The following is a 19343-nucleotide window of genomic DNA, read 5'->3' on the forward strand; positions in this document are numbered from 1 at the left end:
AAGCCCCGCCGCTATCGTCGTCTAATGACTCAGCCCGGACCGCGCCCGGCGACGGCGGTGACGGTCTTCCACGCCGATGGTGACGACGCGGAGTTCACCCGCTGGGCCGCCCGGCTCCTGGCCTGCGCCCGTGACGCGCACGGACACCTGTCGGGCCGGGTTTCCGACGTGGTGGACGTGACGTCGGATCGCGCTGTCGCCGTAACGTTTTGCGACGATGCCGCGTTGCACCGGTGGCTCGACAGCCCCGACCGCGAGGCGGTGCTGCGCGACGGGCGGGCGCGGGGATTCTGGACCGCGACGCCCGACGTGGTGACCACGGCGGACAACGTGCAGGCGTCGGGCATCGGCGTGTTCGGGCATGTCGTGGCCGCCGGCTGTGACGACGAGTTCCGGGCCACACAGGCCCGGCTCTCGCGGGCCGCGGCGACGCAGCCGGGCTACCTGGGGACGGTCCTGGTGGCGGGCGAACAGGACGGCGAATGGACCTCGGTCGTGCGGTTCCGCACCGGTGCGCAGCTCGCGCAGTGGCTCGCCTCCGCCGAGCGCGGTGCTGCGCTGGAACAGATGCGTGGCACCCTGAGCAGGGACTTCAGCACCGGCACCACGCCGTTCGGCACCACGGTGCGGGTGCAGGACGGTCAGACGTTGATGACGCCCAACTGGAAGTCGGCGATGTTGGTCCTCGCCGTGCTCTACCCGACGGTGATGTTGCTGTCCCGGTTCCTCGGGCCGGTCGTCGATCACGCGGGTGCGCCACCGTGGCTGGCCCTGTGGATCAGCCAGATCGTCAGCATCGTCGCGATGCAGTGGTGGTTGATGCCTGCGGCGTCGCGCCCGCTGCGCCGGTGGCTGGACCCGGTCGACGGCGCCGGTGCTCGCGTGAGCGGGGTAGGCGTGGCGGTGATCCTCGTGGTCTACGCGGTGACGTTGACGGTGTTCGCCAGCGTGCACGAGCTGCAGTTCTGGGATTACGCGTCGTGACGATGACTCCCGGCGGTACCGACGGTCAGAACCGTATGACGATCGACCACCTCCTCGCCGTCCTGCCCGTCAGCAATGTCGAGGCCAGCCGCCCATGGTTCACCGCGCTGTTCGGCAGGCCGGAGGACAACCACCCGATGCCCAGCCTGATCGAGTGGCAGGTGCTGCCCGGAGCGTGGCTGCAGGTGTTCTGCGACCCTGTCCGCGCCGGGTCGGGGTTGTTCAACCTGGCCGTCGACGACCTCGAGGCCACACTTGCGGAGCTGCGGACGCGCGGGCTGGAGCCGGGCGGGGTGGTCGAGGCCGACAAGGGCGTGCGATTGTCCGCGCTCACCGATCCCGACGGGAACACCGTCACCGTGATCGGCGGGTTCCGCGTCGAGTATTAGGGGCCGTCGAAGCGGTTCTGACCCAGGCTGTCGACGAAAGCCGGCCCGCGGGAGTCGAGTTCGCCTCCGAACTGCTCTGCCCACGATCCGAACGGATGGTGGGCCAGGTATTCGTTACGGAACCGGTCGTCTTCGGACACTTCGGTCGTGCAGAACGCGGGGATCGCGAGATCGACCACGGGGTTGTCGCGTTCGACCTCGGCCATCAGCAACGGGGCGTTGGCGCCCAGGAAGCGATCGATCACCCACCCGTCCTCGCCGAGCCAGACCGAGGAGCGGATCTTGACCACGACATGGTCGGCCCGCGAGACGATCTGGCCCGCCAGCAGCGGATCGAGTTCGCGCTCGGCCTCGTAGCGGGTTCCACCGGCGGCCGGGCCCTTGGCGGTCATGGTCCCCATCGACTCGTCGCCCAGGGCCGTCACCAGCTCGGCCGGCGTTGCGTCGAGGTCGGCGGGGGCCGGTCCCTGCACACGTACCCGCACGGCGTATCCGTCCGAGACGAACAGGTAGGCCTGCGCGATCAGTAGCGGGCTCGGGTCGGACGCCGCGACCGCCGGCATGTCGCGAACGAAGAACTTTCGTTCGTACTCGAAGTCGCCGATGTCGGACATGCGTTGACGTTAACCCTGGTCGCAGTCCAGGTCGGGAACATGGCGTCCGTGTCCACCAGGTGAAATGTCCGCGAGGCGATCGGTGACGTTCGGCCCCTGGTGTCGCGTCGGCAAAAAAGTTAAAGTTGAGCGGAACAGACTCAAGGTTGTCCGCGTTGATTCTGTCGACAAATAATTTTCCGGGTCACCCGTGTGGCCCGTCGGACCCGTAAAGGAGTGTCGTGGACTCGTTCAACCCGACGACCAAGACCCAGGCGGCCCTGACGTCGGCGCTGCAGGCGGCAACGGCCGCGGGCAACCCGCAGATCACGCCCGCTCATCTGTTGATGGCGCTGCTGACGCAGAACGACGGCATCGCCGCCCCGTTGCTGGAGGCCGTCGGCGTCGATCCCGCGACCGTGCGCGCCGAGACGCAGCGTCTGCTCGACCGGCTGCCCAGCGCCACCGGCTCGGCGTCGCAGCCCCAGCTCGCCCCGCAGGCCGTCGCGGCCATCACCGCCGCCCAGCATCTCGCGACCGAGATGGACGACGAATACGTCTCCACCGAGCACCTGCTCGTCGGTCTCGCGACCGGCGACAGCGACACCGCCAAGCTGCTGACCGGCCACGGCGCATCGCCCCAGGCGCTGCGTGAGGCGTTCACCAAGGTCCGCGGCAGTGCCCGCGTCACCAGCCCCGATCCCGAGGGCACCTACCAGGCGCTCGAGAAGTACTCCACCGATCTGACCGCACGCGCCCGCGAGGGCAAGCTCGATCCGGTCATCGGCCGGGACACCGAGATCCGTCGCGTCGTGCAGGTACTGAGCCGCCGAACCAAGAACAACCCGGTGCTCATCGGCGAACCCGGCGTCGGCAAGACCGCGATCGTCGAGGGCCTGGCCCAGCGCGTGGTCGCCGGTGACGTGCCGGAGAGCCTGCGCGACAAGACCGTCATCTCGCTCGACCTGGGCTCGATGGTGGCCGGCGCGAAGTACCGCGGTGAATTCGAGGAGCGCCTCAAGGCCGTCCTCGACGACATCAAGAACTCCGCCGGACAGATCATCACGTTCATCGACGAGCTGCACACCATCGTCGGAGCCGGCGCGACCGGTGAGTCCGCGATGGACGCCGGCAACATGATCAAGCCGATGCTCGCCCGCGGTGAGCTGCGGCTGGTCGGTGCGACCACGCTCGACGAGTACCGCAAGTACATCGAAAAGGACGCCGCACTCGAGCGGCGCTTCCAGCAGGTGCTGGTCGGCGAGCCCTCTGTCGAGGACACCGTCGGCATCCTGCGCGGGCTCAAGGAACGCTACGAGGTGCACCACGGCGTGCGGATCACCGACTCCGCGCTGGTGGCGGCCGCGTCGCTGTCCGACCGCTACATCACCTCGCGGTTCCTGCCCGACAAGGCCATCGACCTCGTCGACGAGGCCGCGTCCCGGCTGCGGATGGAGATCGACTCCCGGCCCGTCGAGATCGACGAGGTCGAGCGGCTGGTGCGTCGCCTCGAGATCGAGGAGATGGCGCTGGCCAAGGAGGAGGACGCGGCGTCGAAGGACCGGCTGGAGAAGCTGCGCGCCGAACTGGCCGACCACAAGGAGAAGCTCTCGGAGCTGACCACCCGCTGGCAGAACGAGAAGAGCGCCATCGACGTCGTCCGCGAGCTCAAGGAGCAGCTCGAGGAGCTGCGCGGCGCGGCCGACCGGGCCGAACGCGACGGTGACCTGGCCAAGGCCGCCGAGCTGCGGTACGGCCGGATTCCCGAGGTCGAGAAGAAGCTCGACGCCGCGGTGCCGCAGGCGGAAGCCCGCGAGGACGTGATGCTCAAGGAGGAGGTCGGCCCCGACGACATCGCCGATGTGGTGTCGGCGTGGACCGGAATCCCGGCGGGCCGGATGCTCGAGGGCGAGACCGCCAAGCTCCTGCGCATGGAGGAGGAGCTGGGCAAGCGCGTCATCGGGCAGCGCAAGGCCGTGCAGGCCGTCTCCGATGCGGTGCGCCGGTCGCGTGCCGGTGTCGCCGATCCGAACCGGCCGACGGGCTCGTTCATGTTCCTGGGTCCAACCGGTGTCGGTAAGACCGAGCTGGCAAAAGCGTTGGCGGAGTTCCTGTTCGACGACGAGCGGGCGATGGTCCGCATCGACATGAGCGAGTACGGCGAGAAGCACTCGGTGGCTCGGCTGGTCGGTGCGCCTCCCGGCTACATCGGCTACGACCAGGGCGGTCAGCTGACCGAGGCGGTGCGTCGTCGTCCGTACACGGTGATCCTGTTCGACGAGATCGAGAAGGCCCACCCGGACGTGTTCGACGTGCTGCTGCAGGTGCTCGATGAGGGCCGGCTGACCGACGGCCAGGGCCGCACGGTCGACTTCCGCAACACCATCCTCATCCTGACGTCCAACCTGGGCGCCGGCGGTACCGAGGAGATGGTGATGGCGGCGGTGCGCTCGGCCTTCAAGCCCGAGTTCATCAACCGGCTCGACGACGTGATCATCTTCGACGGGCTCAACCCCGAGGAGCTGGTCTCCATCGTCGACATCCAGCTCAACCAGCTGGCCAAGCGGTTGGCGCAGCGCCGGCTCACCCTCGAGGTGTCGCTGCCGGCCAAGAAGTGGCTCGCCGAGCGCGGCTTCGACCCGCTGTACGGCGCGCGGCCTCTGCGCCGGTTGGTGCAGCAGGCCATCGGCGACCAGCTGGCCAAGATGCTGCTCGCGGGCGACGTGCACGACGGCGACATCGTGCCCGTCAACGTCAGCCCCGACGGCGACCGGTTGGTTCTGGGCTGAGCTAGGTCCCGCGACCAGACACAAACTCGCGTGTTTTCTGCCGAAAGCACGCGAGTTTGCGTCTGCCTGGGAAAAAGGTGCCGCCTAAGAAAACGCGGTGCTCGGGAGGTCCGTCTCGTCGCTGAGCAGCGCGTCGACGATCCGCTCGGCCACCGCATCAGGCTCCAACCCCTGCGGTAGCCGCGGCGGGTCGCCGGCGATCGCCCGGCCCGCCAGGCCGGTCTCGGTGTGGGGTGGCCGCACGTCGACAACACGGACCTTGCGTCGGCGTGCCTCGCTGCGCACCGCGGTGAACAGCGCCGCCGTCGCCGCCTTGACCGCCGAATAGACGGCCATGTTGGGCAGTGGCTTCTCCGCGACGACCGCGCTGATGCCGAGGATCACCCCGCCGGGCTCGAGCGCCGGCAGCGCGGCGCGCATCACCCGTAACGGGGCCAGGAAGTCGACCAGCACGAGATCGTCGACGGTGTCGTCGTCGATGTCGGTGAACGGCCCAAACGCCACCACACCAGCGGCGATGACGACGCCGTCGAGCCGGCCGTGCTGTTCGCGAGCCGCCTCGACCACGGTCCGCCCGGCGTCGGGCTCGCGCAGATCGGCGGTGACGGCGTGGACGTCGCCGAGCTGGCCGAGCGCGTCGGCGTTGCGGCCCGTCACCGTGACCGCCGCCCCGCGGTCGATCAGGAGCCGCGCGATGTGTGATCCGAGCGCCCCGCTGGCCCCGACGACGAGGTAGGACGTGCCGGTCAGATCGGTCATCGGGCCAGTATGCGGGGCAGACGACGACGAGAGATCCCGGAGAAGGTGACCGGGTTGTGACCCAAACGGATTCGGACCGGACCCCCGGGAGCGGATACTCTGGTCGCAATGGTTCCGCTCTGGTTCACGCTGTCCGCACTCTGTTTCGTGGGTGCGGCAGTTCTGCTGTACGTCGACCAGGACCGCCGTCGCGGTCTGGGCCGGCGCCGCAAGTCGTGGGCGAAGTCGCACGGCTTCGACTACGAACCCGAATCCGCCGATATCCTGGACCGCTGGAAGCGCGGCGTGATGTCCACTGTCGGCGATGTGACGGCCAAGAACGTCGTCCTCGGGCAGATCCGCGGCGAGGCCGTGTTCATCTTCGACCTCGAGGACGTCGCGACGGTCATCGCGCTGCACCGCAAGGTCGGCACGAACGTCGTCGTCGACATGCGGCTCAAGGGCATCAAGGAGCCGCGCGAGAGCGACATCTGGCTGCTCGGGGCCATCGGGCCCCGCATGGTCTACTCCACCAACCTCGACGCTGCCCGGCGCGCGTGCGACCGGCGCATGGTGACGTTCGCCCACACCGCGCCCGATTGCGCCGAGATCATGTGGAACGAGCAGAACTGGACGCTGATCAGCATGCCGGTGACCAGCACCCGCGCCCAGTGGGACGAGGGCCTGCGCACCGTGCGTCAGTTCAACGACCTGCTGCGCGTGCTGCCGCCGGTGCCGTCGGCCGCGGCCGGTCAGCCCGTGGCGCGCCGCAGCGGCTCCCCGAGCCGGCCGCTGACCCCGACGCCGCCGCGGCCTGAGCAGCCGCGCCGTCCCGTGCCCCCGCCACCCCCCGGGCAGCGCAACGGCCGGCAATCGCCGAACTATCAGCGGTAGCTATCCTCTGGGCATGTCCCGTCCCGTCGCGTTGATCACCGGACCGACCGCCGGGATCGGCGAAGGTTTCGCGCGCCGCTACGCGGCCGACGGGTACGACCTGGTGCTCGTGGCCCGCGACACCGCGCGGCTGGACCGGTTGGCCGATGAGCTGCGGCAGCGGCACGGCACCGGGGTGGAGACCATCACCGCGGATCTGTCGTCGGCCGCCGATCGGGACACCGTCGCCGAGCGGTTGCGGGCCGGGGTGCGTGTCCTGGTCAACAACGCCGGGTTCGGCACCTCCGGCGAGTTCTGGTCGGCCCCCTACGAGCAGCTGCAGGCGCAGCTCGACGTCAACGTCACCGCGGTCATGGCGCTGACCCATGCGGCGCTGCCCGCGATGATCGCCGCGGGCAACGGCACCGTGCTGAACGTCGCGAGCGTCGCGGGTCTGCTGCCCGGCCGGGGGTCGACGTACTCGGCGTCCAAGGCGTGGGTGGTGTCCTTCTCCGAGGGGCTGGCCAACGGGCTCGGCGGCACCGGCGTCGGCGTGCACGCGCTGTGTCCGGGATTCGTGCGGACCGAGTTCCACGCCCGCGCCGGCATCGACATGGCGGGCACCTCCTCGTTCCTGTGGCTCGAGGTCGACGACGTGGTGGCCGAGACGATGAGCGACATGGCCAAGGGCAAGGTCGTGATCATCCCCGGCCTGCAGTACAAGGCGCTGACCACCGGCGGGCGCATGGTGCCCCGCACGCTGGTGCGCGCCCTGACGCGAACGGTGGGCAAGGGCCGTGGCCGGACCTGAGATGCCGTGCGGCTGATCGCGTTCCTGGTGGTCCTGGTGCTGACCGCCACCTCCTGCTCGAAGGACGACGACCGTCCCGACGTGTACTCGGCGCTGACCGCGACGATCGGTGAATCGCTGGCCGTCCTCGGCTGGAACATCGCGGTGACCGACCTGCGCTTCGACGCCGACTACGTCCTCGTCGACATCGACGCCGCACCGTCTCAGCAGGGCGCCCCCCACGCCGCGCCGGGCGACATGCGCTTCGGTCTGTACGGGGCGCTCGATCACCCCGTCGAGGCCAACGTGATCGGCGGCTGCGAGGACGTGACATCGCTTGCGCTGCAACCGGTTTCCGCGCAGGACCCGAACCGTATGTCGGGCACCGTCTGCATCGGGCCGTTCCGCGACCAGAGTCAGGTGCGCGGCGTCTACGCCTACTCACCGCGCGACCGCATCGCCGGGTCGACGGTCGCCTATCCCGTCGCGTTCCCGGTCGGTCTGCCGGAGATCAACGCCAACGACACGGGACTGGACCTGACCGCCACCAGCCTGGACGCGTTCCGCGCCGACGGCACCGCGCTGAACCCGACCGCACTCGGCGATCCCGAGGCGTTCACCGGTAAGGGATACATGCTGATCGGGCTCGACATCAGCGGGTTGGCCGCTCGCTACCGCGATGACGCCGCCGCCCGCGGCGGCCCGCTGATGGTGGTCGCCGCCCCGACGATGCCGGGTCGCGGCCTCAGCCACGCCTGTGACGTCTACGGAGCGTCCGTGCTGGTCCTGCCGGAGGCGTCGCGCGACGGCGTGCATGTGCGTGCGTCGCTGTGCACGCAGGGGGAGATCAACGAGGCGCTGCTGTATGCGACGGTGTCGGTGGTCGGCACGCATGCGGCGCTGTGGACGCGGTGATGACCGATTCGCCCGGTCCCACCGAGTGGGGGGAGGGGCCGGGCGTCGGACCCTGGCCGGGTCCTCTGCCCGACGACCCCCGTTACGATCCGAACCTGTTGCGCGACGGCGACACTCGCAACGTCGTCGACGCGTACCGGTACTGGACGCGGGAGGCGATCGTCGCCGACATCGACGCCCGACGGCATCCGCTGCACATCGCGATCGAGAACTTCGGCAACGACGCCAACATCGGCGCCGTGGTCCGCACGGCGAACGCGTTCGCCGTGCACACCGTGCACATCGTCGGCCGGCGACGCTGGAACCGGCGCGGCGCCATGGTGACCGACCGATATCAGCGGTTGTGCCACCACGACAGCACGGCCGCACTGCTCGACGCCGCTGCCCGGGACGGGTTGACCCCGGTGGCCGTCGACAACGTGCCGGGCGCGGCGCGTATCGAGGAGGTGACGTTGCCGCGGGCGGCGCTGCTGATCTTCGGCCAGGAGGGGCCCGGTATCACCGACGACGCGAAAAGCGGTGCGGCGCTGACAGTCTCAATCGCGCAGTTCGGCTCCACACGAAGCATCAACGCGGCGGTCGCCGCCGGCATCGCGATGCACACCTGGGTCCGCCAGCACGCCGACCTCGACCTGGCCTGGTGATCTCAGCAGAATCCACACCGCGACGGCCGAGGACAGCAGCAGGAGCGCGCCGACCCCGGAGGCCACCGACAATCCGTGCGTGAATGCGGTGCGCGCGGCGTCGAGAAGGCCCTCGGCCTGGGCCGGCCGCAGTGTCTGCGCTGCCTCCAGGGCATGCGGCAGCGAGTCGCGGGCCTGCGCGGCCGCTGCGGCCGGCACCCCCGGCGCGACGACCACTGTGCGGTACACCGCGGTGACGATCGAGCCCAGCACCGCGATACCCAGCGCCATGCCGAGCTCGTAGGCCGTCTCCGACACGGCCGCCGCCGCACCGGCGCGCTCCTTGGGCACGCTGGCCAAGATGACGTCGCTGGCCACGGTGAACGCCAGACCCAGCCCGACGCCGACGACGAACAGCGCGATGCCCAACGGCAGATACGGGGCGATCGGGGTGAAGACCAGCAGCGTGACCATCATCCCCGCCATCGCGGCGCCGACCAGCGCCAAGCCGGTGGCGAGCACCGCCCGGTGGGACACGTAGCGCACCAGCAGGCCGGCGAGCACACCGAACACGGTGGCGGTGAGAGCGGCCGGCAGTTCGGCCAACCCGGCCTTCAGCGGGCCGTAGCCGTGCACCAGCTGGAAGTACTGCGACAGGAAGAACACCAATCCTGACAGCCCCAGCACCGAGAGCAGGTTGCCGGCGACGACGCCGGAGAACCGCGGGTTCGCGAACAGCCGCACGTCGATCAGCGGGTGCGGCAGCCGCAGCTGCCTGCGCACGAACGCGACCAGCGCGGCAGCGCCGAGCGCGCCCGCGACCACCACGTCGGCCCCGACGCCTTCGGCCAGGCTGGTGAAGCCCTCCTTGATCGCGTAGACCACGCCGATCATGCCGACCATCGACAACGCGACGCTGGGCAGATCCCACGGGCCTGGCTCGGGATCGCGGTGCTCGGGTAGCAGTAACAGCCCGCCCACCACCAGGACCACCATCACCGGGATGTTGATCAGGAAGACCGACCCCCACCAGAAGTGCTCGAGCAGCACGCCACCCACCACGGGTCCCAGCGCGGCGCCGGCGGAGAACGTCGCGGCCCAGATGCCGACCGCGATGCTGCGTTCCCGTTGATCGGCGAACAGGCCGCGGATCAGCGCAAGCGTGGCCGGGGCCAGCGTCGCACCCGCCATGCCGAGAAGCGCGCGGGTGCCGATCAGCATCGGCGCGGTGCTCGAGTACGCCGAGATCGCGGAGACCGCGGCGAACCCCGTCGCGCCCCAGAGCAGCAGTTTCTTGTGACCGATGCGATCGCCCAGGCTGCCCATGCTGATGAGCAGCGCGGCGAGCACGAAGGAGTAGATGTCGCCGATCCAGAGGATCTCGGTGCCGGTGGCGCCGAGGTCGGCACTGATGAACGGTGTTGCCAGCGCCAGGACGGTGCCGTCGACACCGATGAGTAAGACGGCGAGGGTGAGGACGCCGAGTGCGAGCCAGCGGCGAGTCATGAGGTGCGTACTCCGTTCAAGAGAAGGTCGATGATCAGTCGGGTGCCGTCCCGGGCGGCCACTCGGCCGGCGCGGATGGACCAGTCGGTCGCGGCGACCAGGCTGTAGAAGGACTCGGTCAGCCAGGCGGCAGGCAGGTCGGGCCGGAACACTCCGTCGCGTTGCCCGCGGACGAAGAGCTCTGTGATCGCGCCGTCGACCTCGTCCCACACCTCGATGCAGGCGGTCACATCGTCCTGGCTCTGGCTGTAGAGCAGCGCCAGGTAGGGCGCGATGGGCTCGCACGCCATCACCAGCCGGCGCAGCGCCTCGTCGGCAGGTCCCTCGTGGAGACGGACGACGGCCAGCACCTCGCTCATCTCCCTGATGGCGAGCTCCTCGAGCGCCGCCATCAGCGCGGTGCGACCCGAGAAGTGCCGGTGCAGCGTCGCGCGGCTGACGCCGACCGCCGAGGCGATCTCGTCCTGCGTCGCGTTGGGCCGCCGCCCGAGGTAGTCGGCGGCGGCGCGGAGCAGATCTTCTCGCGTCGACATGAGACGACTATAGCTCACGTGAGACATATTTGTCTCATGGCTTTTGGGGGAGCGGGTGAGGCAGGATCGACGCATGGATCAGATGTGGGCCAACCGCGCGGCCAGCGCCGAAGCCGCGATCGCCGCGCGCCACCTCCGCAAACTGTGGGGGCTGCCGGGCACCCAGCTCGGCGTCGTGGCGTGGCCGGCGACGGGCGGGCAGCGGCGCTTCGGTACCTGGCACTTCTGGTGGCAGGCCCACCTCATCGACAACCTGGTCGACGCGCAGGTGCGGGACCCGCAGCCTGACCGGTTGACGCGCCTCACCCGCCAGATCCGCAGCCACCGGCTGCGCAACATCGGCCGGTGGACCAACGACTACTACGACGACATGGCCTGGCTGGCCCTGGCACTCGAACGCGCCGGCCGGCTGGCCGACGTGGGCCGACCCAAGGCGCTGGACACCCTGGCCGACCAGTTCTTGAGCGCGTGGGTGCCCGAGGACGGCGGCGGCATCCCATGGCGCAAACAGGACCAGTTCTTCAACGCCCCCGCCAACGGTCCCGCCGGAATCTTCCTGGCACGCACCGAAGGACGGCTGCGCCGGGCCCAGCAGATGGCCGACTGGATCGATGAGACGCTGATCGACCCCGAGACGCACCTCGTCTTCGACGGCATCAAGGCCGGCTCCTTGGTGCGCGCCCAGTACACCTATTGCCAGGGCGTGGTGCTGGGCCTGGAAACCGAGCTCGCCGTCCGCACCCAGGACTCGCGGCACGCCGAGCGCGTGCACCGGCTGGTCGCCGCGGTGGCCGAGCACATGGCCCCCGACGGGGTGCTCAAGGGCGCCGGCGGCGGTGACGGCGGACTGTTCCATGGCATCCTCGCGCGCTATCTCGCGCTGGTGGCGACCGATCTGCCCGGTGACTCGCCGGAGGACGAGTCGGCGCGCGCCACCGCCGCGACGTTGGTGCTGTCCTCGGCGCAGGCGGCGTGGGACAACCGTGCGACGGTCGAGGATCTGCCGCTGTTCAGCGCGTTCTGGGAGCGCGAGGCGCAGCTGCCCACGGCCACGTCCGGTGATGCCGAGTTCGTCGCCGGTGCCGTGAACTCCTCGGAGATCCCGGAGCGCGATCTGTCGGTCCAACTGGCAGGGTGGATGCTGATGGAAGCAGCCCACGCCGTTTCCGGTCGGCCGTGACCGAAGCCGGTACCCCGCCGCGGGGTTTCCCGCTGCGGCCCTCGCGTCTGAGCCGCGGCAGTGGCACGAACAAGACGACCGACAACACCGCGGCGGCGCTGCTGCTCATCGCCACCATCGTCGCCATCCTGTGGGCGAATTCGCCGTGGGCGCAAGCGTATTCGACGCTGCTGCACACCGAGGTCGGGTTCACCGTCGGCTCGTATCACGCCGAGATGTCGGTGCAGCACCTGGTCAACGACGCGTTGATGACGTTCTTCTTCTTCATCGTCGGCCTCGAGGTGACCCGGGAGTTCACCATCGGCGAGCTGACGGACCGCTCCCGCGCCGCGGTACCCGTCGTCGCCGCGATCGCCGGGCTGGTGCTGCCCGCGGTCGTGTTCCTGGCGCTCAACCCGTCGGGGGAGAACGCGCACGCGTGGGGTGTGGTGATCTCCACCGACACCGCGTTCCTCGTCGGCGCGCTGGCGATCATCAAGCCGGTGTTCCCCGCTCGCGTACGGCTGTTCCTGCTCACCCTGGCCGTCGTCGACGACGTCGGCGCGCTCGGGGTGATCGCGCTGTTCTACTCCGACGAGATCCGATGGGTGCCGCTGCTGGTGGCTGCGGTGCTGCTGGGTGCGCTGGCGCTGGTGCGTAGGCTGCCCGTCGCACGCGGGCCCGCCTACGCGGTCCTCGGCGTGGCGCTGTGGGTCGCGCTGTACATGGGCGGGGTGCATCCCACCCTGGCCGGGGTGGCGGTCGCGCTGCTGATCCCGGTCTTCACCCCGGAACGACGGCCGGTCGAGCGCGCGGTCGAGCAGATCCGCGCGTTCCGGCAGTCGCCGAATTCGCGGTACGCCCGCGCCGCGAGCCGCTCGCTGCAGGAGTCCATCTCGATCAACGAACGGCTGCAGACGGCGGTCGGGCCGGTGGTGTCGTTCGGCATCCTGCCGATCTTCGCGTTGGTCAACGCGGGGGTGAAGCTGGATGCGGCGAGCGTGGGCGCGGCGCTGCGGTCACCGCTGACGTGGGGCATCGTCGCCGGCCTGGTGATCGGCAAGTTCGTCGGCATCACCGGTGCGACGTGGTTCATGCGCCGCACCGGGCTGGGCGTGCTCGCGCCGGGGCTGACGCTACGCAGGGTGATGGGCGGCGCCGCGCTGTCGGGCATCGGGTTCACGATCTCGCTGTTCATCGTCGACATCGCGATCGAGGACCCGGGCCGCCAGGACCAGGCCCGTATCGGCGTGCTGGCGGCCTCGGTGCTGGCGTTCGCGCTGGGCTGGGCGATTTTCCGGATCACCGATTGGCTCAGCCCGCCCGAGCCCGTGGGCCTGCACCTGTTGCGTCCCGTCGATCCCGAGCGGGACCATCTGCGCGGCCGGCCCGATGCACCGCTGACGCTGGTCGAGTACGGCGACTTCGAGTGCCCGTTCTGCAGCCGCGCGACCGGCGCGATCGACGAGGTCCGCAAGCACTTCGGCGATGAGTTGCGGTATGTATGGCGGCATTTCCCGCTCGAGCGGGCACATCCGCGGGCGTTCGACGCGGCCCGCGCCAGCGAGGCGGCGGCGCTGCAGGGGCGGTTCTGGGAGATGTCGCGGCAGCTGTTCGCCCATCAGGACGATCTCGACTGGGCCGATATCTACCGCTATGCCACGGCCGCTGGCTGCGACATTGAACAGTTCGACCGCGATGTCCGGCTGCATGCGTCGAAGGTGCTGCACCGGGTGACCGACGATGCCGAGGACGCGCAGGCGATGGATCTGAATGCGACGCCGACGCTGTTCGTCAACGGTGTCCGGCACAGGGGGCCGTGGGATGCGGCGAGTCTCATTCGCGCGCTGGAAGGCGGTCGCACGGAACGTGGGTGAGCGACGGGATGTCCATCCTGGTAGCCATACGACCTTCACCACAGCGTCGACCTCGATGCCGACGAACTGACGGTCGAGGTGGTGGAGTTGGGGGCACCCCGGAAAAAGGACATCGTTGTAGCAATTTTCGGGCCGCTTCTGACCTAGGCTCGGCAAACGTGAATGCGTCGCCGAACCCCGCGCCCGGCTGGTATCCAGATCCGTTGAATCCAGGCAAAAAGATCTACTGGGATGGTTCGACTTGGGGCGAGCCGGTCGGTGTGCCAGATAAGGCTGACTACAACAAAAGAACGGCGGTCGCCATTGGCGTGTCCGTGCTCGCCGTGGTTGGTGTTGTGATGTCCATGCAATCGGTGAGCCTTCTGTCTGGTTCAGGTCCTGTGTGGACCGGTGTCGCGGTGGTTGGACTCGCGACGGCTTTGGGGTTCTTCATGGGCGCTGCGACATGGGTCCGTGCCGTCGCCGCACTGCTGTTGGCCGTCGCCCTATTGAATGCTTTCTATATCGAGAGTCAGCTTGCCGAGAAACGTGATGAGCTGACCCGCGTTTTCGACGGATAAGGAGTTGCGCCCCGAACGTTGCTGTTGTTGCGATTATCGACCGGCTTGACGGGGACTGCGTCTATCGCTCTGAGGGTTACCTCGTCGGACGCTGTGATTACGCTGGGCGCAGGGGCAGCTAATGTCGTAGGCACTCAACTTCGCAGAGGGGACTCTATGACGCAGCCTAGAGCCGGTTGGTATCCCGATCCAGCGGACCCCAGCCGGCAGCGTTATTTCGACGGCACGACCTGGACTGAGAACTACGCACCGTTCGGGCCTCCGCTGCCCGCCGTAGGCCACGCTGCGAAGCCGGCAATGTCGAGAAGCGCGAAGATTGTCATAGGGGTTGCGGCTGGCTTCTTCGCGCTTATCGTCGTCGGTTCACTTGGCGACAGCAACGAGGACAAGACGTCGTCTTCGTTGTCTTCGTCGTCCGCTACGACGAGCCGGACTCTGTCTGCAGCACCAACCTCGGCCGCCCCAGCTGAGACAGTCGAGGCGCCGCAGCCCCGTTTTAGTCCTGCTCAAGAGAACGCAATCAAAAAGGCGCAGAGTTACCTCGACTACACCGCGTTCTCCAGGCAAGGGTTGATTGAGCAACTGGAGTACAGCGACTTCGACACCGCAGACGCGGAGTTTGCTGTCCATACCATCGAAGCCGACGGCGGCGTGGATTGGAATGAGCAGGCGGTGAAAAAGGCCGAAAGCTACCTTGAGTACACATCGTTCTCCCTCCGGGGGCTGATCGAGCAACTGGAGTACAGCGGCTTCACGCCGAGCGAAGCTCAGTACGGCGCCAATGCGGCGTATGGAGGCTGATGGGAATGCTGACAACAGCGTTCTAGTTGAAGGATCTTGAGCCGAAGAACGAGCACGGTTGTTCCGCTTACATCCTCACGAGGCGGGGACACGCTAGCGTGATGGCACGCCTTGAGAGCCCATACGCAGACTTCGGGATCGTCGTCGTCCCTACGGAGCAATCTTTGGCATCCTCGCCGCGGTGAGCAGCGAGCCGAAGTAAACGAAAGGGTTTCGGCTCCATAGGATTGGACGGCCGGTCAGCTGGTCGGGTCAGGCGGCGCAAATTCGTCGTCCGGCTACAGACGCTGCGGATTGGCGGTCGTGAGCGGACGTCCCTTGGAGTCGCTCAAGAACTCGGCGATCGCTCCTTCGAGAGCCTCGCCCGCGTGATCCGTGGTGATCCATTTATTCACACAGCGTTCTCGATAGTCAGCCGAGGAGCTCGGCACCATCTCGCGCGCGAACAATTCCGGACGCGACCAACGCCGCGGCGATCCCGGTCAGTGCGAGCCCCGCGACGGTGACCGCCTCCCGGAACTGCGTCGTCTGACTCGCCGTCCAGTGCGCGGCGGTGATGGTGCCGGTGAACATGGCCGCCAGGATCGTCCCGCTGACCGCGATGCCGACGCCGGACGTCACCTCGCTAGACGTGTCGACCAGCGCTGTGCCGATCGTGGTCCGGTTCTCCGGCAACCCGCGCAACACGTTCACCGCCGCGACCACACCGACGACCCGCAGGCCCGCCGCGACGAGCACCAGTGCCAGCGCGACCCAGGCATATCCGACGCGGCCCAGCCCGGCGTAGACCGCGAGCCCCAGCACGACGGCCGATGCGCTGAGCCACGCGGCGCGTTCCGGCCCGACCCTCTTCACGAACGGGTTGACGACGAAGCTGCCCGTGATGAGCACCGCGACCTGCGGCAGCATCCCGATCGCGGCGAGCGCCGGCGGCCAGCCCCAGTCGAGCTGCAGCTGCAGCGTGACCAGGTAGCCCAGCCCCGCGATCGCCAGCCCGGCTGCGGCCTCGAACGCCAGGCCGCTCGCCACCAGCGGGTGCGCCACGAGCTTCAACGAGATCAGCGGGAACCGCGCGGTCCGCTCCCGGATAACGAACGCCACGAATGCGGCCAGCGCCAGCGCGGCAGTCACCCACGGCTGCCACGCGCCGGCTCCCTCCTCGACGAACAACGTCGGCGCGACCAGCGCGCACGCAATCGCGACCGTGCCGAGAACGCCACCCGCGACGTCCAGCGGATCGCGATGCAGATCCTCGGCGCGGTCGGCTGTGATGCCGACGCGCACACCCACGACCGCGAGCAGCGCGATCGGCACGTTGACCAGCAGCAGCACCTGCCAGGGTGCGATCTCGATGACGAACCCGCCCACTGTCGGGCCGATCGCGAGACCGACCAGTCCCACGGTCGAGATCAGCGTGATCGCACGCATGCGCAGCGTGTCGTCGTCGAACAGTCGGAACGCCAGCGCCATCGCGCCCGGTGTCGTCATCGCCGCCGCGACGCCGGTCAGCACGCGGACGGCGATGAGCTGTTCGGCCGTCGTGACGAACGCGGTCGCCAGGCTCGCGGCGGCGAGCAGGGCGAGGCCGACAAGCATGACGCGTCGCCGTCCGACCCGGTCGGCGACGGCCCCGAGTATGAGCATCAGCGCGCCGAACACGACGGCGTAGGCGCCCGTCACCCATTGCAGTGCGGCGGTGGAGGCGTGCAGGTCGCGGCCGATCGTGGGCAGCGCGACGGTCAGGATCGAGTTGTCGAGCATCTCGAACAGGAACACGGCCGACAGGCCCAGAAGGGCCGGCCAGGCCTGGGTGAGCGAGCGAGGAGAGACAATGCTCTGGATGGTCATGTCACTAATCTAAGTGACTAAACTAAGAGAGTCAACAAAGTGAGGTGGAATGCCCAGGACCTCGGAGCGCGGCGGGCCGATGACCCGGCGAAAGATCTCGGATGTCGCGACCCGGATGTTCCTCGATCGCGGGTTCGACGAGGTGACGGTCGCGCAGGTCGCCAAGGAGGCCGGAGTCTCGAGCGTGACGGTGTTCAAGCACTTTCCGCGCAAAGAGGACCTGCTGTTCGACCGCGTCGACGACGCCGTCGAGATCCTGCGGGCGGCGGTGCGTGACCGCGCCCCCGAAACCGCCGTACTGACGTCGCTGCGCGACATGGCGTTCCGTCTCGTCGACGAACGCCACGCCCTGTCCGGGGTCAAGGACGGATCGATTCCGTTCTATCGAACCGTCGCAGGATCGCCGGTGCTGATCGCCCGGCTGCGGGAGATCGCCGCCGAACTCGTGCAGGCGCTGCGCGAGGCGCTCGACGCGGATCCGCAGTTCGAAGGTGACCCGGCCCTGTTCCCCGCGCTCGTCATCGCCGGATACTCGACCGTCCTGACCGAAACGGCACGCCGCGTCATCGGCGAAGGGTCGCCGGAACCGGTTGTCGACGACCATCGCCGCCGTCTGGGTCAACTCTTCGATGCACTGCAGAACGGGCTCGAACAGTCCTAACGGCAGGTGCGGGCGAGCTCGTCGAGGCGGATGTCCAGCACCGCGGCCAGTGCGGCGACCGTGGTGAACGCCGGTGTGGCCAGGCGGCCGGTCTCGATCTTGCGCAGGGTCTCCGGTGAGATGGCTGCCGCGCGCGCGACATCGGCCGCCTTCCGGGTGCCGCGGGCGGCGCGCAGATAGGCCCCGAGGCGAGCGCCTGCTGCCCGCTGCTGCGGGGTCAGGGGAGAACGCACCATGGGCCAAGGATAAGCCCCTGGGCCTACACTGGTATTTTTATACCGGTCTGCGGAAGGGTGTTCATGGTCGAGTTGAAGACGGCGGCTGAGGTCGACGCCATGGGCGTCACCGGAGCGTTCATCGCCGCACTGCTCGACGAGCTGGCCGAGCGCGCGCAGGTCGGGGTCAACCTGCTCGACCTCGAACAGCGCGCGCGGGAGCTGATCGCCGAGCGCGGTGCGCAGTCCTGCTACTGGGACTACGACCCGTCCTTCGGTCGCGGACCGTTCCGCAACGTCATCTGCTTGTCCGTCAACGACGCTGTGCTGCACGGACTTCCGCACGACTATGTGTTGCGCGACGGGGATCTGCTGAGCATGGACATCGCGGTCTCGATCGACGGATGGGTGGCCGACTCCGCGCGCAGCATCATCGTCGGCACCCCGCGCCCCCAAGACCAGCGGATCATCGAGGCCACCGAGCACGCGCTGGCCGCGGGCATCCACGCGGCCCGCCCGGGCAACCGCCTGGGCGACATCTCGGCGGCCATCGGCGCGGTGTCAGCCGAGTACGGCTACCGGGTGAACACCGACTTCGGTGGGCACGGCCTGGGCCGCACGATGCACGAGGACCCGCACGTGTCCAACGTCGGGCGTGCAGGACGGGGCATGGTGCTGCGGCCGGGTCTGACACTGGCATTGGAGCCCTGGCTCGCCCAGGGCACGAACCGGATCGTCTACGACCCGGACGGGTGGACGATCCGGTCGGCCGACGGGTCCCGCACTGCGCACAGCGAGCACACGATTGCGGTCACGGATGGTGCGGCTCGGGTGCTGACGGCCCTGCCTGACCGGCCGCCTTCGCCGCCTTCCGGCGCTTGTACCACTCCCAGATCATCGGCGTGATCGAGGCGACCGCGATCAGGATGAAGATCGGCTCGAGGAGCTTCTGCACCACCTCGAACTGGCCGAGGCCGTAGCCCATCAGCGTCAGGCCCACACCCCACACGACGGCGCCCAGCACGTTGAACGCGGTGAACAGGCCGTAGCTCATCTTCGCCGCGCCCGCGGTGATGGGCGCCAGCGTGCGCACGATCGGCACGAACCGGGCGATCACGATCGCGAACGGCCCGCGTTGCTCGAAGAACAGGTGCGCCTCGTCGAGGTAGCGCTGCTTGAGCACCCGCGCGTTCGGCTTGAACATCGCGGTGCCCAGGCTGCGGCCGATCCAGTAGCCCACCTGGCCACCCAGTACGGCGGCGATGGGGATGAACACCAGCAGCTGCCACAGGTGGAAATTGGCGTCCACGGCGTCGGCGCGCGCGGCCGTGCCCGCCGCCAGCATGCCCGCCACGAACAACAGCGTGTCGCCCGGGAGCACCGGGAACAGCACACCCGATTCGACGAAGACGACCACCAGGATGCCGACCAGCGCCCAGGTGCCGAAGTATCCGATGAGATTGATCGGGTCCAGGAAATCGGGCATCAG

The 19343-nt window shown here is 68.7% G+C and carries 20 protein-coding genes; 13 read left to right on the forward strand and 7 right to left on the reverse strand.

All coding sequences use genetic code 11. The features are described from left to right. Positions 1 to 24: 24 nt before the first annotated feature. Positions 25 to 984 (forward strand): antibiotic biosynthesis monooxygenase, encoded by a 960-nt coding sequence (locus ACXYX3_RS02130; RefSeq protein WP_458609966.1) that lies wholly within the window; start codon positions 25 to 27, stop codon positions 982 to 984. 35 nt (positions 985 to 1019) lie between these two features. After that, entirely contained in the window at positions 1020 to 1373 is a 354-nt protein-coding gene (locus tag ACXYX3_RS02135) for a VOC family protein (RefSeq protein ID WP_458612274.1), read from the forward strand. Here ACXYX3_RS02135 and ACXYX3_RS02140 read toward each other — a convergent pair. After that, on the reverse strand, positions 1370 to 1987 hold the full coding sequence (locus ACXYX3_RS02140; RefSeq protein ID WP_458609967.1) for a CYTH domain-containing protein: 618 nt from the start codon (positions 1985 to 1987) through the stop codon (positions 1370 to 1372). The genes ACXYX3_RS02135 and ACXYX3_RS02140 overlap by 4 nt on opposite strands. Before the next feature lie 221 nt (positions 1988 to 2208). Here ACXYX3_RS02140 and clpB point away from each other — a divergent pair, with 221 nt between their 5' ends. Next, complete coding sequence (gene clpB, locus ACXYX3_RS02145) at positions 2209 to 4755, forward strand: ATP-dependent chaperone ClpB (RefSeq protein ID WP_241205566.1); 2547 nt, start codon at positions 2209 to 2211, stop codon at positions 4753 to 4755. 84 nt (positions 4756 to 4839) lie between these two features. Here the strand turns inward: clpB and ACXYX3_RS02150 are convergent, their stop codons facing one another. Beyond that, on the reverse strand, positions 4840 to 5514 hold the full coding sequence (locus ACXYX3_RS02150) for an SDR family NAD(P)-dependent oxidoreductase (RefSeq protein WP_458609968.1): 675 nt from the start codon (positions 5512 to 5514) through the stop codon (positions 4840 to 4842). A 108-nt stretch (positions 5515 to 5622) separates the two neighbouring features. On the opposite strand from ACXYX3_RS02150, the gene ttfA reads away from it, so the two are divergent. Genes ttfA through ACXYX3_RS02170 form a run of 4 tightly spaced genes read left to right on the forward strand, consistent with a single transcriptional unit; the run spans position 5623 to position 8715 of the window. After that, positions 5623 to 6387 carry a trehalose monomycolate transport factor TtfA gene (gene ttfA, locus ACXYX3_RS02155; RefSeq protein WP_458609969.1) on the forward strand — a complete coding sequence of 255 codons (765 nt, stop codon included), beginning with the start codon at positions 5623 to 5625 and terminating at the stop codon, positions 6385 to 6387. A gap of 13 nt (positions 6388 to 6400) precedes the next feature. Then, the gene (locus tag ACXYX3_RS02160; RefSeq protein ID WP_458609970.1) at positions 6401 to 7177 is read left to right on the forward strand and encodes an SDR family NAD(P)-dependent oxidoreductase; all 777 of its coding nucleotides are present in this window, start codon (positions 6401 to 6403) and stop codon (positions 7175 to 7177) included. 6 nt (positions 7178 to 7183) lie between these two features. Continuing rightward, positions 7184 to 8071 (forward strand): hypothetical protein, encoded by an 888-nt coding sequence (locus tag ACXYX3_RS02165; protein ID WP_458609971.1) that lies wholly within the window; start codon positions 7184 to 7186, stop codon positions 8069 to 8071. Further along, positions 8071 to 8715 carry a TrmH family RNA methyltransferase gene (locus ACXYX3_RS02170; protein WP_458609972.1) on the forward strand — a complete coding sequence of 215 codons (645 nt, stop codon included), beginning with the start codon at positions 8071 to 8073 and terminating at the stop codon, positions 8713 to 8715. The genes ACXYX3_RS02165 and ACXYX3_RS02170 overlap by 1 nt, the downstream gene beginning before the upstream one ends. Here ACXYX3_RS02170 and ACXYX3_RS02175 read toward each other — a convergent pair. Further along, entirely contained in the window at positions 8608 to 10200 is a 1593-nt protein-coding gene (locus ACXYX3_RS02175; RefSeq protein WP_458609973.1) for an MFS transporter, read from the reverse strand. The two genes, ACXYX3_RS02170 and ACXYX3_RS02175, sit on opposite strands and share 108 nt — an antisense overlap. Continuing rightward, positions 10197 to 10733, reverse strand: a complete 537-nt coding sequence (locus ACXYX3_RS02180; protein ID WP_241205573.1) for a TetR/AcrR family transcriptional regulator — start codon at positions 10731 to 10733, stop codon at positions 10197 to 10199. Before ACXYX3_RS02180 ends, ACXYX3_RS02175 begins: the two co-directional genes overlap by 4 nt. A 73-nt stretch (positions 10734 to 10806) precedes the next feature. Here ACXYX3_RS02180 and ACXYX3_RS02185 point away from each other — a divergent pair, with 73 nt between their 5' ends. The 4 genes from ACXYX3_RS02185 (at position 10807) to ACXYX3_RS02200 (ending at position 15130) form a co-directional block, all read left to right on the forward strand. After that, entirely contained in the window at positions 10807 to 11913 is a 1107-nt protein-coding gene (locus tag ACXYX3_RS02185) for a glycoside hydrolase family 76 protein (protein ID WP_458609974.1), read from the forward strand. Further along, on the forward strand, positions 11910 to 13769 hold the full coding sequence (nhaA, locus tag ACXYX3_RS02190) for a Na+/H+ antiporter NhaA (protein WP_458609975.1): 1860 nt from the start codon (positions 11910 to 11912) through the stop codon (positions 13767 to 13769). The genes ACXYX3_RS02185 and nhaA overlap by 4 nt, the downstream gene beginning before the upstream one ends. Before the next feature lie 158 nt (positions 13770 to 13927). Further along, positions 13928 to 14329, forward strand: coding sequence for a DUF2510 domain-containing protein (locus ACXYX3_RS02195; protein ID WP_458609976.1), 402 nt, complete (start codon positions 13928 to 13930; stop codon positions 14327 to 14329). Between the two features lie 156 nt (positions 14330 to 14485). Beyond that, on the forward strand, positions 14486 to 15130 hold the full coding sequence (locus ACXYX3_RS02200) for an Ltp family lipoprotein (protein ID WP_458609977.1): 645 nt from the start codon (positions 14486 to 14488) through the stop codon (positions 15128 to 15130). A 411-nt stretch (positions 15131 to 15541) separates the two neighbouring features. On the opposite strand, the gene ACXYX3_RS02205 is transcribed toward ACXYX3_RS02200, so the two are convergent. Next, positions 15542 to 16978: an MFS transporter gene (locus ACXYX3_RS02205; protein ID WP_458609978.1), complete on the reverse strand. Its 1437-nt coding sequence runs from the start codon at positions 16976 to 16978 to the stop codon at positions 15542 to 15544. A 49-nt stretch (positions 16979 to 17027) separates the two neighbouring features. On the opposite strand from ACXYX3_RS02205, the gene ACXYX3_RS02210 reads away from it, so the two are divergent. Continuing rightward, positions 17028 to 17639 carry a TetR/AcrR family transcriptional regulator gene (locus ACXYX3_RS02210; protein WP_241205577.1) on the forward strand — a complete coding sequence of 204 codons (612 nt, stop codon included), beginning with the start codon at positions 17028 to 17030 and terminating at the stop codon, positions 17637 to 17639. Here the strand turns inward: ACXYX3_RS02210 and ACXYX3_RS02215 are convergent. Beyond that, positions 17636 to 17875 carry a helix-turn-helix domain-containing protein gene (locus tag ACXYX3_RS02215; RefSeq protein ID WP_241205578.1) on the reverse strand — a complete coding sequence of 80 codons (240 nt, stop codon included), beginning with the start codon at positions 17873 to 17875 and terminating at the stop codon, positions 17636 to 17638. The two genes, ACXYX3_RS02210 and ACXYX3_RS02215, sit on opposite strands and share 4 nt — an antisense overlap. 63 nt (positions 17876 to 17938) lie before the next feature. Between ACXYX3_RS02215 and map the strand changes: the two genes are divergently transcribed. Then, a complete protein-coding gene (gene map, locus ACXYX3_RS02220) occupies positions 17939 to 18760 on the forward strand; it encodes a type I methionyl aminopeptidase (protein WP_241205579.1) in 822 nt (273 codons plus the stop codon). Here the strand turns inward: map and ACXYX3_RS02225 are convergent. After that, positions 18666 to 19340 (reverse strand): DedA family protein, encoded by a 675-nt coding sequence (locus ACXYX3_RS02225; RefSeq protein WP_255730530.1) that lies wholly within the window; start codon positions 19338 to 19340, stop codon positions 18666 to 18668. The genes map and ACXYX3_RS02225 overlap by 95 nt on opposite strands. Positions 19341 to 19343 lie beyond the last annotated feature (3 nt).

This window comes from Mycobacterium sp. Panama NTM2 (genome assembly GCF_054355555.1).

Bases quoted from the DNA above. Each gene is read 5' to 3' on its own strand.
- ACXYX3_RS02130 (WP_458609966.1), top strand. From the start codon at position 25: ATGACTCAGCCCGGACCGCGCCCGGCGACGGCGGTGACGGTCTTCCAC.
- ACXYX3_RS02135 (WP_458612274.1), top strand. From the start codon at position 1,020: ATGACGATCGACCACCTCCTCGCCGTCCTGCCCGTCAGCAATGTCGAG.
- ACXYX3_RS02140 (WP_458609967.1), bottom strand. From the start codon at position 1,987: ATGTCCGACATCGGCGACTTCGAGTACGAACGAAAGTTCTTCGTTCGC.
- ACXYX3_RS02150 (WP_458609968.1), bottom strand. From the start codon at position 5,514: ATGACCGATCTGACCGGCACGTCCTACCTCGTCGTCGGGGCCAGCGGG.
- ttfA (WP_458609969.1), top strand. From the start codon at position 5,623: ATGGTTCCGCTCTGGTTCACGCTGTCCGCACTCTGTTTCGTGGGTGCG.
- ACXYX3_RS02160 (WP_458609970.1), top strand. From the start codon at position 6,401: ATGTCCCGTCCCGTCGCGTTGATCACCGGACCGACCGCCGGGATCGGC.
- ACXYX3_RS02170 (WP_458609972.1), top strand. From the start codon at position 8,071: ATGACCGATTCGCCCGGTCCCACCGAGTGGGGGGAGGGGCCGGGCGTC.
- ACXYX3_RS02175 (WP_458609973.1), bottom strand. From the start codon at position 10,200: ATGACTCGCCGCTGGCTCGCACTCGGCGTCCTCACCCTCGCCGTCTTA.
- ACXYX3_RS02180 (WP_241205573.1), bottom strand. From the start codon at position 10,733: ATGTCGACGCGAGAAGATCTGCTCCGCGCCGCCGCCGACTACCTCGGG.
- ACXYX3_RS02185 (WP_458609974.1), top strand. From the start codon at position 10,807: ATGGATCAGATGTGGGCCAACCGCGCGGCCAGCGCCGAAGCCGCGATC.
- ACXYX3_RS02200 (WP_458609977.1), top strand. From the start codon at position 14,486: ATGACGCAGCCTAGAGCCGGTTGGTATCCCGATCCAGCGGACCCCAGC.
- ACXYX3_RS02205 (WP_458609978.1), bottom strand. From the start codon at position 16,978: ATGACCATCCAGAGCATTGTCTCTCCTCGCTCGCTCACCCAGGCCTGG.
- ACXYX3_RS02210 (WP_241205577.1), top strand. From the start codon at position 17,028: ATGCCCAGGACCTCGGAGCGCGGCGGGCCGATGACCCGGCGAAAGATC.
- ACXYX3_RS02215 (WP_241205578.1), bottom strand. From the start codon at position 17,875: ATGGTGCGTTCTCCCCTGACCCCGCAGCAGCGGGCAGCAGGCGCTCGC.
- map (WP_241205579.1), top strand. From the start codon at position 17,939: ATGGTCGAGTTGAAGACGGCGGCTGAGGTCGACGCCATGGGCGTCACC.
- ACXYX3_RS02225 (WP_255730530.1), bottom strand. From the start codon at position 19,340: ATGCCCGATTTCCTGGACCCGATCAATCTCATCGGATACTTCGGCACC.